Raw genomic sequence first — 16,966 nt, 5'->3', positions numbered from 1 at the left:
ACCAGCGCCCGTGGGCAACGATTACAAAATGCTGCAACGGCTTAAATCACCCGCAACACGATCTTGCCGATATGGTCGCCGGCCTCCATGTGCGCGTGGGCCTGGGCCGCGTCGGCGAGCGGGTAGACCTTGTCGATGATCGGCAGGCAGCGCCCGGCAGCCAGTGCTGGCCAGACGTGCTCGCGCAGTTGGCTGGCGATCTCGGCTTTTTCCGCCGCAGTGCGGGCGCGCAGCAGCGAACCGGTGATCACCGCACGTTTGGCCATCATTGCTAGCAGATCGAAGTCATTGGCACGGGCGCCGCCGAGGAAGCCGAGCATCACCAACCTGCCGTCCATCGCCAGCGCGCTGACATTACCGTTGAGGTACGAGCCACCCATGATGTCGAGAATCGCATTCACGCCTTTGCCCTCGGTCTTCTCGGCGATCACCGCGGCGAAATCCTCTTCGCGATAGTTGATCGGCTGGCCGCCGAGTTTGCTGATTGCCGCGCATTTGTCAGCGCTACCGGCGGTGGCAAAGGTTTCGATGCCGAATTCGCGGCAGAGCATCAGCGCGGTGGTACCGATGCCGCTGGTGCCGCCGTGAATCAGCACGCGTTGACTACGGCTGGCGGCCCCGAGCACGAACAGATTGGCCCACACGGTGAAGAAGGTTTCCGGGATCGCTGCCGCTTGAATCCAGTCGATGCCGTCGGGAATCGGCAAGGTCTGGCCTGCTGGAACCGCGCAGTACTCGCCGTAGCCGCTGCCGTTGGTCAACGCGCAAACCCGGTCGCCCACGGCAAACTGGCTGACGCCGGCGCCCAGCGCCACGACTTCACCGGCCACTTCGAGCCCGGGAATCGGATCCATGCCTGGCTTCATCGGGTATTTGCCGGCACGTTGTAAGGCATCCGGACGATTTACGCCGGCTGCGTGTACGCGGATCAGTACTTGGCCTTCAGCGGCGACTGGCAACGGTACGCGTTTGGGTTGCAGGACTTCCGGGCCACCGGGTTCGGTGATTTGAATTTGGGTCATTTCGTTAGGCAAAGACATGCAGAGTCCTCTCAGCAAAGGTTTGTGTAAATGGGAGTGCTGCGTCGATCAATAAATTCAGGTCAATCCCCGCACCCCTGTAGGAGTGAGCCTGCTCGCGATGGCGTCGGGGCAGTCGATGCAGGGTTGCCAGACACACCGCGTTCGCGAGCAGGCTCACTCCTACATTGTTTTGTGCGTATCCAAAGGTTCATGGCTAGCTCCAGGATGAGCGCCAGCGCAATCGCACCAGCAGCAATCACAAACAGCAACGCGTGATGGCCGCCCGTGGCATTGAACAGCGCCGAATAGGCAAACCCGGCCAACGCCTGAAACGTGGCAAACGACACCGTGGCGCGGCTCCAGGCGATTTGCTGGCGATGATGATTCGGCACCAGTTCATGCACCCGAGCCAGGGCCAGCGGCACGATGCCCGGCGGGAATGAACCGAGAATCACCGCGAGCAGCGCCAGTGCCAGAAAGGAATGCGAAACCGCCAGCAGCCCCAGCGTGATCGCTTGCACGACGAGCACCAGCCGAATACTTTTACGTGCGCCGAATCGATCCGCCAGAAAGCCATAACTCACCGGCCCGACAATCGCGCCCACGCCATACATCACCCACACCAACGCGCCGACATGCGCCCCGGCACCGAGTCCACGCGCCACGTAATCCACTAGAAAAACCATCGCCGGCACCAGACCCGCCGCCATGAAGGCGTATTGAGCGAACAGCAGATAAACGCCGGGCGGAGTCGCTTGAGTCGCCGCCATATCATGTGAGACGGTCGGCTGCGGCAGATCCGCAGGCCAGCCGAACCAGCTCAGCGCCGTCAGTACCAGCGACAAAGCGCCCAGTCCCAGCCAAGTCGCCTGCAGACCCAAACTCAACAGCGGCGGCACAATCGTCCCCGAGCCGGCGATGCCCAAACCGATCCCCAGAAAAATCGCGCCACTGGCCAGCCCTTTGCGCGCGGCCGGCACATGCGGCAGCACGGTCGCAGCCACCAGCACCATGATCGCGCCACCGGCAATCCCCGACAGCAGTCGCCAGCCGAAAAACCAGCTCACTGACAGCGGATAGGCACAGGCGAAAAATGCCGCTGTCACCGCGAACATCATCAGGCGCAGCGCATTTTTGTTGCCAAGTTGCCGCGCCACAGGACGGCCGAGCAGGGCACCGATCAAATAGCCGACAAGGTTGGCGGCGCCGAGGTACACGACGTCGTTGGCAGAAAACCATTGCGCTTGAATCAGCGCAGGAATCAGCGGTGTGTAAGCAAACCGCGCCAGCCCGATGCTGACCAGGCTGGCGCAGAGTCCGGCGAAGATCGGCAGCCAGAGGCCGGTGGATGATGAAGTACGCATGAGAGCGATCTCGAGGAAGGTATATGGCGCTGAGGATATCGGCTATCGTTGCTGCATTCGCGCAGCGATTAAGCGGCGCACTGATGCGGATATGCATCATCAGGAGACAGCATGAATTGGGATGATGCGCGGGTGTTTCTTGCGGTTTGTCGCGAGTCGACGTTACGCGGCGCAGCGCGGGTGCTGGGAGTTGATCAAGCGACAGTAGGGCGACGCATCACTGCGCTGGAAAAGTCCTTGAGTGCGACGTTGTTCCTGCGCACCTCCGACGGTTACGCGTTGACGGCGGTGGGTGAGGCCGCGCTGAAGAACGTGGAGAAAATGGAGCACTCGGCGCTGGAGCTTGAGCGACAGATTCAGGGGCTCGACGATCGCCTGACCGGCAATGTGCGCGTCAGCACTACCGATTCGCTGGCCATCGATTTTCTGATTCCGGCCATTGCCCGCCTGCACGAGTTGCACCCTGACGTACGCGTGCAACTGGACGCGTCCACGCAGATTCTCAGCCTGGCCAAGCGCGAGGCGGACATCGCCGTGCGCAACACGCGGCCGGACAATCCGGATCTGATCGCCCGGCGAATTGCCCGATGGCCGGTGGGTCTGTTCGCTTCGCAAGCGTACGTCGATGCCAAGGGCATTCCGCAACCGGGCTCGGCGTTCGAGGGGCATGATCTGGTGGTCTATCAGCCGTATTTGCAGGGCAACAAAGACCTGACGCTGGTCTCTGAACCGATGACTCGCGGGCGGATTGTTGCCGGGCTGGGTTCCAGCTTATTGGTGCGCCGGGCAATGGCGGCCGGTCTCGGTGTAGGAGAAATTCCCGTGTACATGGGCGAGCGCGATGGTCTGGTCAGGCTCTGGCCCGAACGTACTCGACCGTTACCGTACGACGTGTGGCTGGTGACCCACGCGGATCTGCGCCATACCGCGCGGGTGAGGGCGGTGATCGAGCAGATTGTCGGTGTGTTTGCAGCTGAGAATGACTAGATGCAAGGGCTACGTCTTCTGACGAAACGGCCTACAAAACAGGCAGAATCGGCTGGCTTGTCAGCCGACTGGGCGAGTTCTATCGTTACGACAGCTCGGTGAGAGGCCAAAGGCTCGCACTGATGTGGAGTACCAGGGACGGTATCGGTAGACCCAGGAAGGTGTCGAATTGAAAACTACGGAACTCAGTCAAAACTTAATCAGTGACCTGTCGAGACAAGGTCGGAATACCCAAACCATGAGTGCAATCAGTCGCGAAGAATTCAATGCAAAGATAGAAACCATAGAAGCCAGAATGGATGCTCGGCTTGAGGGTGTGTCGGCGAGATTCGATGCCTTTCTTTCGGCCCAGGCCGAGCGGGACAATACTCGATTGGAGCGGGATCAGACTCAAGCAGAGCGCGATAAACGCTATGATTTGATGTGGGCCGGAGTGCAAAAAATCGCCGAAGAGTCGAAAGAAGCCATCAAACAGGCCTCGACTGTGAAGGCTAATTACTGGGCAGCGACTGCCGTACATTTTTTCGGAGTGATCACCATCGTCGTGGCCGCGCACTTCGCCAATCAAGCCGCCGTGCTGACTACCCTGCAGACTACGCTCGCAGCAATTCAACTTGGCAAAGACATCAGCGTGCAAAAGCCGGCCTCGTTGCAAATACCGGCACCACCCCAATAAAAAACGGCCTTCAAAAGAAGGCCGTTTCTGTTGGCGTTGAAATACTGCTTATGGCATCTGCGGCAATTCCTGCGGGCGCAAGTCAAACACCAGCACCTCGGCGTCTACGCCATTGCTCAAGGTCAGTGCCTGTTCCTCACGAACCCGCATGCCATCGCCTTCCTGCAATTGCACGCCATTGAGTTCAACGCTGCCCCGTGCCACATGCACGTAAGCATAACGGTCAGCGGCCAGTTTCAGTGTGGCGCTTTCCTTGCCATCGAACAGGCCGGCATACACTCGCGCATCCTGGCGCACTTTCAGCGATCCATCTTTGCCGTCCGGCGAGATGATCAATTGCAGGCGACCGCGTTTTTTCTCGGCGCTGAAGTGCTCCTGCTGATAACGCGGTTTGGCGCCACTGACTTCCGGCACAATCCAGATTTGCAGGAAGTGCACAGGCTTGGTCGCCGAGTGGTTGAACTCGCTGTGCGCCACGCCGCTGCCGGCGCTCATCAGTTGCACATCGCCGGGGCGGATGACCGAACCGGTGCCCAAGGTGTCTTTGTGTTCCAGCGCGCCTTCCAGCACGTAGGAAAAAATCTCCATGTCGCGGTGCGGGTGTTGGCCGAAACCCTTACCGGCAGCAACGCGGTCATCGTTGATCACCAGCAGGTCAGAGAAACCCTGTTCACGCGGGTCGCGGTAGCTGGCGAAGGAAAAGGTGTGGAACGACTTCAACCAGCCATGATTGGCGAGGCCACGATCGGAGGCTTTGCGAAGAGTCAGCATGATGAAATCTCCTTACGGGACGTTAATTCGTCCGAGTGAGAAGAAGGTTACTGGTAATTGCCGAGTGCAATAAGTAGATGAAAATTGAAAGACTGTCCTGATCAGGTTGACAGTTTTGCGCGGTGGTTCACGCATTTTTTCCGACGTCTGCGCTGCAGTTGGCCATAATGCCTCGCGTATCCGGTGCGTCTTTCTTTCTTTGAACTCAGTGAAAACTTCCATGAAAACCGTGGCAATGGTGCTGTTCCCCGACTTTCTTCTGCTGGACATGGCCGGGCCGCTGGAAGTTTTTTCGGTCGCCAACCGCTTTTTGAAGGCTGAAGCACATTACCAATTGACCACTCTGGGTACCGAGCCCGGCCCCCTGCGCGCTTCAAATGGCGTGTTGGTACACGCCGACCGCCATATTGAGCAGACAGACGAGTACTACGACTTACTGTTGGTGCCGGGCGGCCCCGGTGCCTACAACGACAAGTCTCCGCCGTTGCTCAATTGGTTGAAGGGCGCGGTCAGTCGGGCCGAGCGTTACGGGTCAATCTGTACCGGTGCATTTGTGCTGGGACACGCCGGGTTGCTCGACGGCTATCGCGTGACCACCCACTGGAATTACACCGAACGTCTGATCAAGGGATTTCCCAAGGCAGACGTCGCGACCGATCAGATTTTCGTCGAGGATCGCAACCTGATCACTTCGGGCGGGGTCACCGCGGGCATCGATCTGGCGTTGGCCGTAGTCGCTCAAGACCACGGCAAGACGCTCGCGCAGAATGTCGCCAAAGTGTTGCTGGTCGTCATGAAACGCCAAGGTGGTCAGGCGCAGTTCAGCCCATTGATGGCAGCGGTTGCGCCGCAGGAAACGCCGATTACCCGCGTGCAGAATTACGTCCTTGAACACCTCGACGAGGCTTTCACCATCGAGCGCATGGCAGGACTGGCGAACATGAGTGCGCGGCATTTCGCGCGCCTGTTCAGCCGTGACGTCGACATGACGCCGATGGAGTTTCTGCAAAGTGCGCGCATCGATTGCGCCCGTAATTTGCTTGAAACCAGCGACTTGCCGCTGAAAACCGTGGCTTACAAAAGTGGTTTCGGCAGCGTCCGCCATATGCGTTTTCTGTTTGCAGAAAAGCTCGGTCTGACCCCCGCGCAGTACCGCGAACAGTTCAGCTAGAGCGGTTCTGTCCGTTTCGCGCACCCGGAAGTCCGTGTTGCGCCCCGCGTGGCAGTTGTACCGTCACTTGAGGCTGCCAAGATGATGGCATGAACAGCCCCATCGATTTGACCTCGGCGTCAGTGCTGCATTTTGGCCCTTACGCGTTCCACTTGCGCCAGCGGCTGATCCTGGAAGGGGATCGGCAATTGCGCATGGGCGGGCGCGCGCTGGACATTCTGCAAGTGCTGGTCGAGCGCGCCGGTCGAGTGGTCAAGAAGGAGCACTTGATTGCGCTGGTCTGGCCGACGTCGGTGGTCGAAGAGATCAATTTGCGCGTGCACATTGCCGCGCTGCGCCGGGCGCTGGGTGACGGTGAAAATGGCCAGCGCTACATCGTCAATGTGCCGCAATGCGGTTACAGCTTCGTCGCCCCGGTGCAGGGCGACAATGCCGCGCAAGTGGTGTTCGAAACCCTGCAAGCGCCCCAGCACAATCTGCCTGCACGCCTGACGCCGGTGACCGGCCGCGATTCGTTAGTCGGTTCGATGGTGCGGCAACTGCCACTGTGCCGGTTGATGAGCGTGACGGGCCCGGCCGGGGTCGGGAAGTCCACGGTCGCTTTGCGCGCGGCCGAGTTGTTGCTGCAGCACTTTCGCGATGGCGTGTGGCGTGTGGATCTGGCGCTTGTCGACGATGGCACGGCGCTGTTTGATCACGTTTTGCAAACGCTAAATACCGATCTCGCCACGTTGGCCAGTCGTCACACGCTGTTGCTGTTCGACAACTGCGAGCATCTGCGCGACGCCTGCAAGACTCTGGTGGAGAAACTGCTGAATGCGGCGCCGCGCTTGTCGATCCTCGTGACCAGCCGCGAAGCGCTGCAAGCCGATCTGGAAATCGTGCAGCACCTGCCACCGCTGAGCCTTCCCCCGTCGAGCGTGCTGGACAGTGTCGAAGAAACCATGGGTTATTCGGCGGTGCAGCTGTTTGTCAGCCGCGCCCGCGCACGTCAGCAGGGATTTTGCCTGCGGCTTCAGGATCTGGAAGTCGTGCGCGATATTTGTCGGCGCCTCGACGGTTTGCCGTTGGCGATAGAACTGGCGGCAGCGCAAATTGATGCGCTGGCGCTGGTGGGATTGCAGGCGCAGTTAGGCAATTGTCTGCAGTTGCAGGGCCGGCGTACTGCTGAGCCAAGGCATCAGACCCTGCAAGCCGCGCTGGACTGGAGCTATCAGCGCTTGAGCGAACAACAGCAGCGGGTGCTGCAACGTTTGTCTGTGTTCAAAGTGGCTTTTACGCTTGAGGCGGCGCTGGCGGTGCTCGCCGAGGCACACGGGCAGTTGATCATTGATCAACTGGTGCAGAAGTCATTACTAACGGTAAAGCGCGGGGAGGGGGCGTTGTACTATCGAATGCTCAACACCACTCGTTTGTACGCGCGGGCAAAACTCATCAGCGGTGATTTTGAACATCGCCATCTACATTTTCTGCGGCGGTCATCCCGGGTTTCAGGCTTGCGTTTGATTGCGCAACTTGTCGAGTAGCTGGCGCACTTTGCGCAAGTCCGGGGTGGCGTAGCCTTCGGTAAAGCGCTGATGGATCGGGGTCAGCAGATCAAGGGCTTCGTGGTAGCGCGATTGTTGCTGCCAGAGCTGGGCCAGTGACGTGGCGCTGCGTAGCTCCCAGGCTAGTGCGCCTTGGGATTGGGCGATGGACAGGGCCTGGAGCAAGAGATGTTCTGCTTCTTGGGATTTTGTGGTGATCGGGCTAATGCCTTCGCGAGCAAGCCCGCTCCCACAGGGATCTATGCCTGACACAAATCCAATGTGGGAGCGGGCTTGCCCGCGAAGAGGCCAGTCCAGACACCGCAAATCTTCAGCCAAAAGCTGCTCTGCCCGAGCCCGCAATATCTCCGCCGTGCTCCAACCCGCCGCACCACTGCGCGCCCGCTCCAGCAACGCGTCATCCACAAAACCACTGTCCAGCGTCACCATGATTTCCCGGATCAACCCGCCACCCTCCGCCCGCACAACCGTCGGCGTCTCAGCATCAATCACCTGCGCGTAATGCTGCCCCCACGTATGAAACAGCAGCACCGAATGCTTCTGCGATTGCTCCAGCAGCAGACGCAGCAAAGCCCGCGCGTTCTGTTGGTCACCGTTGTAATGCGCGATCAGACAAGTGGCCAGCGCCAGGGTGTAGCAAATCGAGGTGCCGTGATTGATCTGCACCGCGATGTCCAGCGCCTGCCGCGCCGTATTCCACGCCTGTTCGGGAAAACCCTGCAACCACAACACGCGGGCGAGTACGGTCAGCGAAGCGACGCTCTGGTCATATTGCACGCCGAAACCGTGGGTAAAGCGATTGAGGTGACCGCTCTGCGCCATGCGCTGAATCACTTGTTCGGCGTGGACGCGCGCCTGCGTCTGGTCGCCGGCGTAGTGCAGCGCCAGCACGCGCAAACGGTGAGTACTTAATGTCAAAAGCGGATCGCCGTGCAGGCCGAGGCGATCGAATTGTTCGCTCTGCTCAAGGGCCATTTGGTAATGCCCACAACTGAGATTGACCGCCATGTGCCCCGACACCGCCCGCAGTTGCCCGGCGACATCGCCATGCTGATGGGCCAGTGCAGTGGCACTGGCGAAAGCCTCAATGGTTTCCGGGGTGCCGCCCCAAGTGTGATAACAGGCGCTGCCGAGTGCGAGATTCAAAGCAATTTGCAGACGCGGACACGGCGTTTCGGCATCCTCCAGCAAAGCCAGCGCCTGACGTACGTAACCGCCGTATTCCTTGAGCAGCGACAGTTCCTGCCATAACGGCGCGGAAGCGGCGGCCAATCGAATCGCCAGCTCATCCGGGCCGTCACCGTTCAGGCTCCAGTCCAGCGCCGCGCGCAAATCTTCCAGACCTCGCGCATAGCGCTCGATCCACAGCGTGGTCGGCGTGTGTTCCCAAGCGCTCTGCGCCTGATGCATCAGCGCCAGACAGCGCTCCGCGTGGCGCTTGCGGGTCTGTCCAAGCTCGCCCGACATATAGAGTTTTTCCAGGGCATAACGGCGGGTGGTGTCGAGCAAACGGTAGAACACCTCTTCATCGCCGACTTCAACGTTCAGCAGTGATTTGGCGACCAGTTGCGTGATCGAGCCAAACACTTCACCGGGCGTGAGGTGCTGGCCACCAATGACTGCCGCAGCGGACTCTAGCGTGAAGCCGCCGCGAAACACCCCCAGCCGGCGCAAGCAGGTTTGCTCACAAGCGGTGAGCAAATTGAAACTCCAGTCCAGCGTGGCCCGCAGTGTGACGTGACGATCCTGATTGTCCGGCGCCACGGGCGGCAAACGCCCCTGCAACTGCTTCGACAAACCGCTCAATCCCAATTCGCCGATCTGCGCTGCCGCCAACTCCAGCGCCAGCGGAATACCGTCGAGGCGTCGGCAGATTTCAATCGCCAGCGGCAGTTCGGCGTCGCTGATTTCAAAGTTTTCGCAAGCGGCCATGGCCCGTTCGACGAACAGTTGCAGGGCTGCAAAACTCAATGCCTGCGCGCGGTTGAGGACGATGTCCGGCGGGCAGTCGAGGGATTCCAGCCGCTGCACATACTCGCCCTCGGCGCGCAGGCTTTCGCGACTGGTCGCCAGAATGTGCACCTGCGGCGCGCCGCGCAAAATGCTCTCGCTGAGCAGGGCGACGGCGTCGATCAAGTGCTCGCAATTGTCGATCACCAGCAGCATCTGCCGATCGCGCAGGGCGTTGATCAGACTGGTCTGCGGATCGTGATCGTTGAGCAACGTGTCGAGGAGGGCGGCGAGGTGCGAGTAGATCATTCGCGGGTCGGACAGCGGTGCCAGATCGAGCAAGCGAATGCCGTCTCGATAATGCCCGATCAATTGCTCGGCAACGCGCAGGGCAACCGTGGTTTTGCCGATTCCGCCGGGGCCGACCAAGGTGATGCAGCGCTGACGCGGCAATTGCGTCATCAGGCTGTCGACCAGCATTTGGCGGCCGATCATCCGTGTGCGCCGCAGCGGCAGGTTATGTCGCCCAACGTGCGTGCCAGCGGGTTGTTGATCGATGTTCTGTTGCAGAATCGGTGCGACAAAGCTGTAACCCCGCTGCGCCACGGTGACGATGTAGCGCTGACCGGCCTGACCATCGCCGAGTGCTTTGCGCAAGGCGGCCATGTGCACGCGCAAATTGATGTCTTCGACAACGCTGTCCGGCCACACTCCGGCCATCAACGCCTGCTTGCTCACCACTTCGCCGGCGTGCGCCAGCAAAATCAGGAGAATGTCCATGGCCCGGCGACCCAGACGCAACGGTTGCTCACCCTCAAGCACCAGCCGTTGTGCCGGGTAAATCCGATAAGGGCCGAAACCGATGGCCTGATTTGACGGAAGACTCAACCACTCACTCCTGCGGTGCTGCAGCGGACAGGACGAAACAGCACTGGGCGAGCGCGCAGGGCGTCTGTTTCGCGGTGTCCGGGCATAATCCTCAGGTTTGAGCATCGGTGCAACGGCTGGTGTGAGTGGTGGGTTCAAAACAAGTCTGGCGTGGAATCGGTTTTACCCTGTGGCGAGGGAGCTTGCTCCCGTTGGGGCGCGAAGCGGCCCCTTTTTTGATCAGCAAACATTGGGACTGCTGCGCACTCCAGCGGGAGCAAGCTCCCTCGCCACAAGGCTCTTTGGTTCACGCATGACCTGGCAGCGCCAGGCGAACGGATTGATCCCTTCGCTGCGAGTAAAAATATGGCAGAAGTGCGCTTGATCGCAGAAACCGCATTCCAGGCTTATTTGCGTCAGGCTCAGGTCGGTGTGCTGGATCAACAGTTTGGCGCGGGCGAGGCGTTGGCTGCGTATCCAGTCTTGTGGCGACACGCCGGTGCTGCACTTGAAGGCTCGCGAAAAATGACTGCGCGACAACGAGCACGCCTGCGCCAGTTCGGTGACTTCCAGACTTTCGCCGAGACGGTCGAGGATCAGTTGCTTGACCCGCCGCACCCGTTGCGGGCTGAGGCCACCGGTGCGTGGCACGACGGGTTCGCAGGCAGGGGCGAGGGCGACGGTTTGCAGAGAATGAGCCATGGCCAGGATCCGTGTCGATGGGGAACGCACACTTGGCGCTTTCCCTCAGGTCAAAAAACAACGCTGCGCAGGCCACCGATTGTTGTGCGCGGGCTGACGGCTGACGAGTTAATCGTTGTTAATTCGCTTAACAGACCCGCGCTGGATGGGCTGTTGATCGAGTAAAGTGCGTAGCACTTGCGTCTGGCTGGTCATACAAGGAAATCGAGCCCATGAACCGTAACGATCTGCGCCGCGTCGACATGAATCTGCTGGTGATTTTCGAAGCCTTGATGTTCGAAAAGAACCTGACCCGCGTGGCCGAAAAACTGTTCATGGGCCAACCCGCCGTCAGCGCCGCGTTAGGCCGTTTGCGCGATCTGTTCGATGATCCGTTGCTGCTGCGCAACGGTCGCGCCATGGAGCCGACGGCGCGCGCGCTCGATATTCTCAAAGAGCTGCAACCGGCCATGGACGTGATCTCCGGCGCTGTCAGCCGCGCCAAGGAATTCGAGCCAGCAAGCAGTTGCGATGTGTTCCGGATCGGCTTGTCGGACGACGCGGAATTCGGCCTGTTCCCGCCATTGTTGCGTCAGCTTCAGGAAGAGGCACCGGGCATCGTCGTCGTAGTGCGCCGCGCCAACTACCTGCTGATGCCGGCGCTGCTGGCGTCCGGCGAGATCTCCGTCGGTGTCAGTTACACCACCGACCTGCCGGCCAACGCCAAACGCAAAAAACTCCGCGACATCCCCTGCAAAGTCCTGCGCGGCGACGGTCGCCCAGGCCCGCTGACGCTCGACGAATACTGCGAACGCCCGCACGCGATGGTCTCGTTCTCCGGCGACTTGAGCGGCAACATCGATCTCGACCTGGCCAAACTCGGCCGCAGCCGCCGCGTCGTGCTCGGCGTGCCTCAGTTCAGTGGTTTACGCGCGTTGCTGGCCGGCACTGAAATGATCGCCACCGTGCCCGATTATGCGGCGTGTGCATTGGTTGAAGGCTGTGCGTTGCGTGCCGAAGACCCGCCGTTTCCGATTGATGCGGCGCAGTTGTCGATGGCGTGGAGCGGGGTGCATGACAACGATCCGGCGGAGAAGTGGTTGCGGTCGCGGATCAGTCAGTTCATGGCGGCGCCGCTGGATATCCCAACGGTCTGACTCCTTTCGCCGATCTCACAAACAACAAAAATCCCCTGTGGGAGCGTGCTTGCTCGCGAAAGCGGTGTGTCATTCAAAGTATTTTTCGACTGGCCCGACGCCTTCGCGAGCAAGCCCGCTCCCACATTGGTGCTGTGTGATGCTTGAGTTTTTGGTGTTTTAAACACCGCTGTTTAAGCAACACCAGCAGACACTCTTTCAGGCTACACAACCTTGCGCCTTTGCCTACAGCTAAGACAGAATCCGCCGGCTTGTGCGCTTGTGGCCCGGTCTCTATCGTTTGGCGGTCGCTGAAATATTCAGCGATCGGGTTTAGCGACTCGGATCAAAAAAGTGCATCAACGCTCCATGCTTCGTTGCGGGCTATCGTCTGCACCTCGCTATGGCGGCTGTATGCGGGAGACCTTCGGGTCTACCGGGTTGCCTTTTTTCCGGTTCGCTAACCTGCATACGGTCGCCACCCATCCTGTTTAGCGACTGGACGTGGTGATCCCTGCGCTAAAAAGGAGATTCACCATGTTCAAAGTCACCCCCAATCCACCAGACATCGACCCTACATCCCCCTACGCATCCATCGATTCCAGAAAACTCCACCAAGCCGCCGACCGCGCCCTCGACCATTACCTTTGCCCACCCGGCTCTACGCCGCCTCCACGTAAAACCCGTGGGATGTACGCCGTCACCGCCGACACCAAAAACGAAGATCTACTGACCGACGCCAGCGAAACCCTCGCCTCAGCCAAAACCATTGCCCAAGACGTCGCCCACCTCTTGCCCGCAGCGCAGCGCCGGGCGTTGTTGGGAATTGCGCAGTTGATCATGCTCGGCGAGCTCGCGGTGAATCGGGTGCTGGATAACCTCAATCCACCTGCCTGAACATGATCGTTCCCACGCTCTGCGTGGGAATGCCTCAACGGACGCTCCGCGTTCGGCCCTGGAAGGGACGCGGAGCGTCCCGGGCTGCATTCCCACGCAGAGCGTGGGAACGATCAATCGACTGGCCCGACGCCTTCGCGAGCAAGCCCGCTCCCACAGGGTTTTGCGGTGTGCTGAATATCCCGGCACGCTGGTGAACTGAGCACACCCGTTCAATTTTTCCCTTCCCGGCATCGGCATTATTCAGGTCGATGAAGTTTCCAGGATGGGGTCATGAACGCTTTGCAACGCGATGAACGGGCGCGCGACGCCGGTTTGCTGTTTCTGCGGGTCAGCGGCGGGTTGTTTTTGCTGTGGGTACACGGCTTGCCCAAGCTGCTGGATTTCAGCGCGCAATTGCAGCTGATCGAAGATCCGTTCCACCTCGGTTCGCACCTCACCCTGATGCTGGCGATCTTCGCCGAAGTCGTCTGTCCGCTACTGATCGTCGCCGGGGTACTGGCGCGATTGGCCTGCGTGCCTATTCTCTTTGTTCTGCTGGTGGCGTTGTTGGTCGTGCATCCGCAATGGAGTGTGGCCGAGGGGCAGTTCGGCTGGTTGCTGTTGATCCTGTTTGCCACTGTGTTTATCGCCGGGCCGGGACGGCTGGCGCTTAATGTCCGATTGCCCGGAGTGCTGCGTTATGTCTGAAGTCCTGAGTCCAAAAGCACCGGGGTCTGATGAGACCGTGACGTTGATCGTCAAGCACCGGGTCAAGGCCGGGTTTGAGGCGGCGTATGAAGCCTGGCTGCGCAATATCGTGCGGGTCGCGGGCCAGCGGGAAGGGCACTTGGGGGTTGATGTGGTGCGCGGGAAACGTGCCGGTCTCGACTTCTACACCTGCGTGCTGCGCTTTTGCTCCACCGACGCGATGCAATCGTGGCTGGAATCGCCGCAGCGTCAGGCGCTGGTCGATGAAGCTGCGCCGATGCTTGCCGATGGCGACCAGACCGAAGTCGCGCCGGTCAACGAGTTCTGGTTCTCGCCGCTGGCCGAAGCCGCTTCGCCACCGCCGCGCTGGAAACAAGCAGTGATCACGCTGCTGGTGATTCTGCCGCACACCTTGCTGGTGCCGCTGATCTGGGGGCCGCTGCTCAGATTGCATCCGCTGCTTTCCAACTACGTGGTCGCCACGTTTCTGATCACTCTGACCATCGTCGTGTCGGTGGTGTACGTGTTCATGCCGCGCGTGACGCGCTTGTTCGCGCCGTGGCTCGAAGCCAGTCAGGCCCATGAACACCTCGATTCCCAAGAAACCTCGCCACGCTGAGCGCGCGGGGTTTGCTTCTTTTTACTTTGCTTGAGGAACTGCGATGAGCGCCGATCTGATTCTGTTCAATGGCCAATTTCATACCGTAGACCGCACCAAACCGCTGGCCAGTGCCGTGGCGATTACCGACGGCCGTTTCGTGGTCGTCGGCAACGACAACCAGGCCATGGCCCTGCGCGGGCCGAACACGCAAGTGGTCGATATGCACGGCCGCTGCGTGATCCCCGGACTCAACGACTCGCACTTGCACCTGATCCGTGGCGGTTTGAACTACAACCTCGAACTGCGCTGGGAAGGCGTGCCGTCGCTGGCCGATGCGCTGCGCATGCTCAAGGATCAGGCTGACCGCACGCCGACCCCGCAATGGGTGCGCGTGGTCGGTGGCTGGAACGAATTCCAGTTCGCCGAAAAACGCATGCCGACCCTTGAAGAAATCAACCAGGCCGCACCGGACACCCCGGTGTTCATCCTGCATTTGTACGACCGCGCGCTGCTCAACCGCGCCGCGCTGCGCGTGGCCGGTTACACCCGCGACACGCCGAACCCGCCGGGTGGTGAGATCGTTCGCGACAGCAATGGCAACCCGACCGGAATGCTGGTCGCGCGGCCGAACGCGATGATTCTCTATTCGACGCTGGCCAAAGGGCCGAAGCTGCCGCTGGAATATCAGGTCAATTCGACCCGCCAGTTCATGCGCGAACTCAATCGCCTCGGCCTGACCAGCGCGATCGATGCTGGCGGCGGTTTTCAGAACTACCCGGACGATTATCAAGTGATCGAGCAACTGGCCAAAGACGACCAGTTGACCGTGCGCATCGCCTACAACCTGTTCACGCAGAAACCGAAAGAAGAACTGAGCGATTTCCAGAACTGGACTGGCAGCGTCAAGTTGCATCAGGGCGACGACTACCTGCGCCACAACGGCGCCGGCGAGATGCTGGTGTTCTCCGCAGCGGACTTCGAAGACTTCCTCGAGCCGCGCCCGGATCTGCCGCAGACCATGGAAGAAGAGTTGGAACCGGTGGTGCGCCACCTGGTTGAACAGCGCTGGCCGTTCCGTTTGCACGCGACGTACAACGAATCGATCAGCCGCATGCTCGACGTGTTCGAGAAGGTCAATCGCGACATTCCTTTCAACGGTTTGCCATGGTTCTTCGACCACGCTGAGACCATCACCCCGCAGAACATCGAGCGGGTGAAAGCGCTGGGCGGCGGCATTGCGATTCAGGATCGCATGGCGTTTCAGGGCGAATATTTCGTCGACCGTTATGGCAAGCAAGCCGCCGAAACGACCCCGCCGATCAAACGCATGCTCGCCGAAGGTGTCCCGGTCGGCGCGGGTACCGATGCGACGCGGGTTTCCAGCTACAACCCGTGGACGTCGCTGTACTGGATGGTCAGCGGCCGCACCGTCGGCGGGCTGGCGCTGTACGAAGAAGGTCTGCCGCGCACCACCGCGCTGGAACTGTTCACCCACGGCAGCGCCTGGTTCTCCTCGGAGCAGGGCAAGAAAGGCCAGATCAAGGTCGGGCAACTGGCGGATCTGGCGGCGTTGAGTGCGGACTTTTTCCATGTCGAGGAAGAAGCGATCAAGTGGATCGAGTCGGTACTGACCGTGGTCGGCGGCAAGATTGTTTACGCCGCTGGTGACTTTGAAGACCTCGGGCCGCGCTCGATTCCGGTGCTGCCGGACTGGTCGCCGGTGGTCAAAGTCCCAGGCCACTGGCGGCCGAACTCGCCGTTGCAGGCGCAGGTTCACCAGTGCAGCGGCCCTTGCGCGGTGCACACCCACAGCCATGAAAAGGCGCGGATGTCGAACGCACCGGTCAGCGACTTCGCCGGTTTCTGGGGCGCGTTTGGCTGTTCCTGCTTCGCCTTCTGATTTCCCCTAAGGCGCCGGCCGTCCGGTCGGCGCTCAACGCTTCATCCATCCGTCCATCAGGAGTTTTCCCATGAGCGTTCCTTACACACGTCTGAACAAAGATGATGCGGTTGTACTGCTGGTCGATCACCAGACCGGCCTGATCTCGCTGGTCCAGGATTTCACCCCTAACGAATTCAAGAACAACGTGCTGGCGCTGGGCGACATCGCCAAGTTCTTCAAACTGCCGACCATCCTCACCACCAGTTTCGACGCCGGCCCGAACGGCCCGATCGTGCCTGAACTGCGCGAGCAGTTTCCGGATGCGCCGTTCATTCAGCGTCCGGGGCAGATCAATGCGTGGGACAACGAAGACTTCGTTAAAGCGATCAAAGCGACCGGTCGCAAGCAACTGATCATCGCGGGTGTGGTGACGGATGTATGCGTGGCGTTCCCGACCTTGTCGGCCATTGCTGAAGGGTACGAAGTGTTTGTGGTGACTGACTCGTCGGGCACCTTCAACACCACCGTGCAGCAGGCGGCGTGGGCGCGGATGTCGGCGGCGGGTGCCCACCTGTTGAACTGGTTCTCAGTGGCGTGCGAGCTGCAGGGTGACTGGCGCAACGATATGGAAGGTTTGGCGCACTTGCTGTCGGAGCGTCTGCCGAACTATCGCAATTTGATTAACAGCTATACCAAGTTCACCGCCAAGTAATTGGGTGTGAGC

At 60.3% G+C, this 16,966-nt stretch carries 15 protein-coding genes; 10 read left to right on the top strand and 5 right to left on the bottom strand.

The window, feature by feature from the left end; translation table 11 throughout:
- Positions 1 to 41: 41 nt before the first annotated feature.
- On the bottom strand, positions 42 to 1,040 hold the full coding sequence (locus tag KFS80_RS23920) for an NAD(P)H-quinone oxidoreductase (protein WP_212546172.1): 999 nt from the start codon (positions 1,038 to 1,040) through the stop codon (positions 42 to 44).
- A gap of 62 nt (positions 1,041 to 1,102) precedes the next feature.
- On the bottom strand, positions 1,103 to 2,386 hold the full coding sequence (locus KFS80_RS23915; protein ID WP_212546171.1) for a YbfB/YjiJ family MFS transporter: 1,284 nt from the start codon (positions 2,384 to 2,386) through the stop codon (positions 1,103 to 1,105).
- 111 nt (positions 2,387 to 2,497) lie between these two features.
- Here KFS80_RS23915 and KFS80_RS23910 point away from each other — a divergent pair, with 111 nt between their 5' ends.
- Positions 2,498 to 3,373 (top strand): LysR family transcriptional regulator, encoded by an 876-nt coding sequence (locus KFS80_RS23910; protein ID WP_212546170.1) that lies wholly within the window; start codon positions 2,498 to 2,500, stop codon positions 3,371 to 3,373.
- 238 nt (positions 3,374 to 3,611) lie between these two features.
- Positions 3,612 to 4,049, top strand: a complete 438-nt coding sequence (locus KFS80_RS23905) for a hypothetical protein (protein WP_159815537.1) — start codon at positions 3,612 to 3,614, stop codon at positions 4,047 to 4,049.
- Positions 4,050 to 4,097: 48 nt separating this feature from the next.
- Here the strand turns inward: KFS80_RS23905 and KFS80_RS23900 are convergent, their stop codons facing one another.
- The gene (locus tag KFS80_RS23900) at positions 4,098 to 4,820 is read right to left on the bottom strand and encodes a pirin family protein (RefSeq protein WP_212546169.1); all 723 of its coding nucleotides are present in this window, start codon (positions 4,818 to 4,820) and stop codon (positions 4,098 to 4,100) included.
- 220 nt (positions 4,821 to 5,040) lie between these two features.
- On the opposite strand from KFS80_RS23900, the gene KFS80_RS23895 reads away from it, so the two are divergent.
- Positions 5,041 to 5,991 (top strand): GlxA family transcriptional regulator, encoded by a 951-nt coding sequence (locus KFS80_RS23895; RefSeq protein WP_159815535.1) that lies wholly within the window; start codon positions 5,041 to 5,043, stop codon positions 5,989 to 5,991.
- An 89-nt stretch (positions 5,992 to 6,080) separates the two neighbouring features.
- Entirely contained in the window at positions 6,081 to 7,517 is a 1,437-nt protein-coding gene (locus KFS80_RS23890) for an ATP-binding protein (RefSeq protein WP_212546168.1), read from the top strand.
- On the opposite strand, the gene KFS80_RS23885 is transcribed toward KFS80_RS23890, so the two are convergent.
- Entirely contained in the window at positions 7,482 to 10,376 is a 2,895-nt protein-coding gene (locus KFS80_RS23885; RefSeq protein ID WP_212546167.1) for an ATP-binding protein, read from the bottom strand. The two genes, KFS80_RS23890 and KFS80_RS23885, sit on opposite strands and share 36 nt — an antisense overlap.
- Positions 10,377 to 10,595: 219 nt before the next feature.
- Entirely contained in the window at positions 10,596 to 11,057 is a 462-nt protein-coding gene (locus tag KFS80_RS23880) for a helix-turn-helix domain-containing protein (protein WP_159815532.1), read from the bottom strand.
- Positions 11,058 to 11,269: 212 nt separating this feature from the next.
- On the opposite strand from KFS80_RS23880, the gene KFS80_RS23875 reads away from it, so the two are divergent.
- From KFS80_RS23875 to ycaC, 6 genes are all read left to right on the top strand, one after another.
- Positions 11,270 to 12,193, top strand: a complete 924-nt coding sequence (locus KFS80_RS23875) for a LysR family transcriptional regulator (RefSeq protein ID WP_212546166.1) — start codon at positions 11,270 to 11,272, stop codon at positions 12,191 to 12,193.
- Between the two features lie 516 nt (positions 12,194 to 12,709).
- The gene (locus KFS80_RS23870) at positions 12,710 to 13,069 is read left to right on the top strand and encodes a DUF6124 family protein (RefSeq protein ID WP_212546165.1); all 360 of its coding nucleotides are present in this window, start codon (positions 12,710 to 12,712) and stop codon (positions 13,067 to 13,069) included.
- Positions 13,070 to 13,342: 273 nt separating this feature from the next.
- Positions 13,343 to 13,759 carry a DoxX family protein gene (locus tag KFS80_RS23865; protein ID WP_212546164.1) on the top strand — a complete coding sequence of 139 codons (417 nt, stop codon included), beginning with the start codon at positions 13,343 to 13,345 and terminating at the stop codon, positions 13,757 to 13,759.
- Positions 13,752 to 14,378, top strand: coding sequence for an antibiotic biosynthesis monooxygenase (locus KFS80_RS23860; RefSeq protein ID WP_212546163.1), 627 nt, complete (start codon positions 13,752 to 13,754; stop codon positions 14,376 to 14,378). Before KFS80_RS23865 ends, KFS80_RS23860 begins: the two co-directional genes overlap by 8 nt.
- Positions 14,379 to 14,421: 43 nt before the next feature.
- A complete protein-coding gene (locus KFS80_RS23855; protein ID WP_212546162.1) occupies positions 14,422 to 16,260 on the top strand; it encodes an amidohydrolase in 1,839 nt (612 codons plus the stop codon).
- Between the two features lie 70 nt (positions 16,261 to 16,330).
- Positions 16,331 to 16,954, top strand: coding sequence for an isochorismate family cysteine hydrolase YcaC (gene ycaC, locus KFS80_RS23850; protein ID WP_007913541.1), 624 nt, complete (start codon positions 16,331 to 16,333; stop codon positions 16,952 to 16,954).
- Positions 16,955 to 16,966: the final 12 nt, after the last annotated feature.

It is taken from the genome of Pseudomonas rustica (genome assembly GCF_018336155.1).
Lineage (GTDB): Bacteria > Pseudomonadota > Gammaproteobacteria > Pseudomonadales > Pseudomonadaceae > Aquipseudomonas > Aquipseudomonas rustica.
The sequence above is the reverse complement of the archived record's forward strand: the minus strand, read 5'-3'. Positions and strand labels throughout refer to the sequence as shown.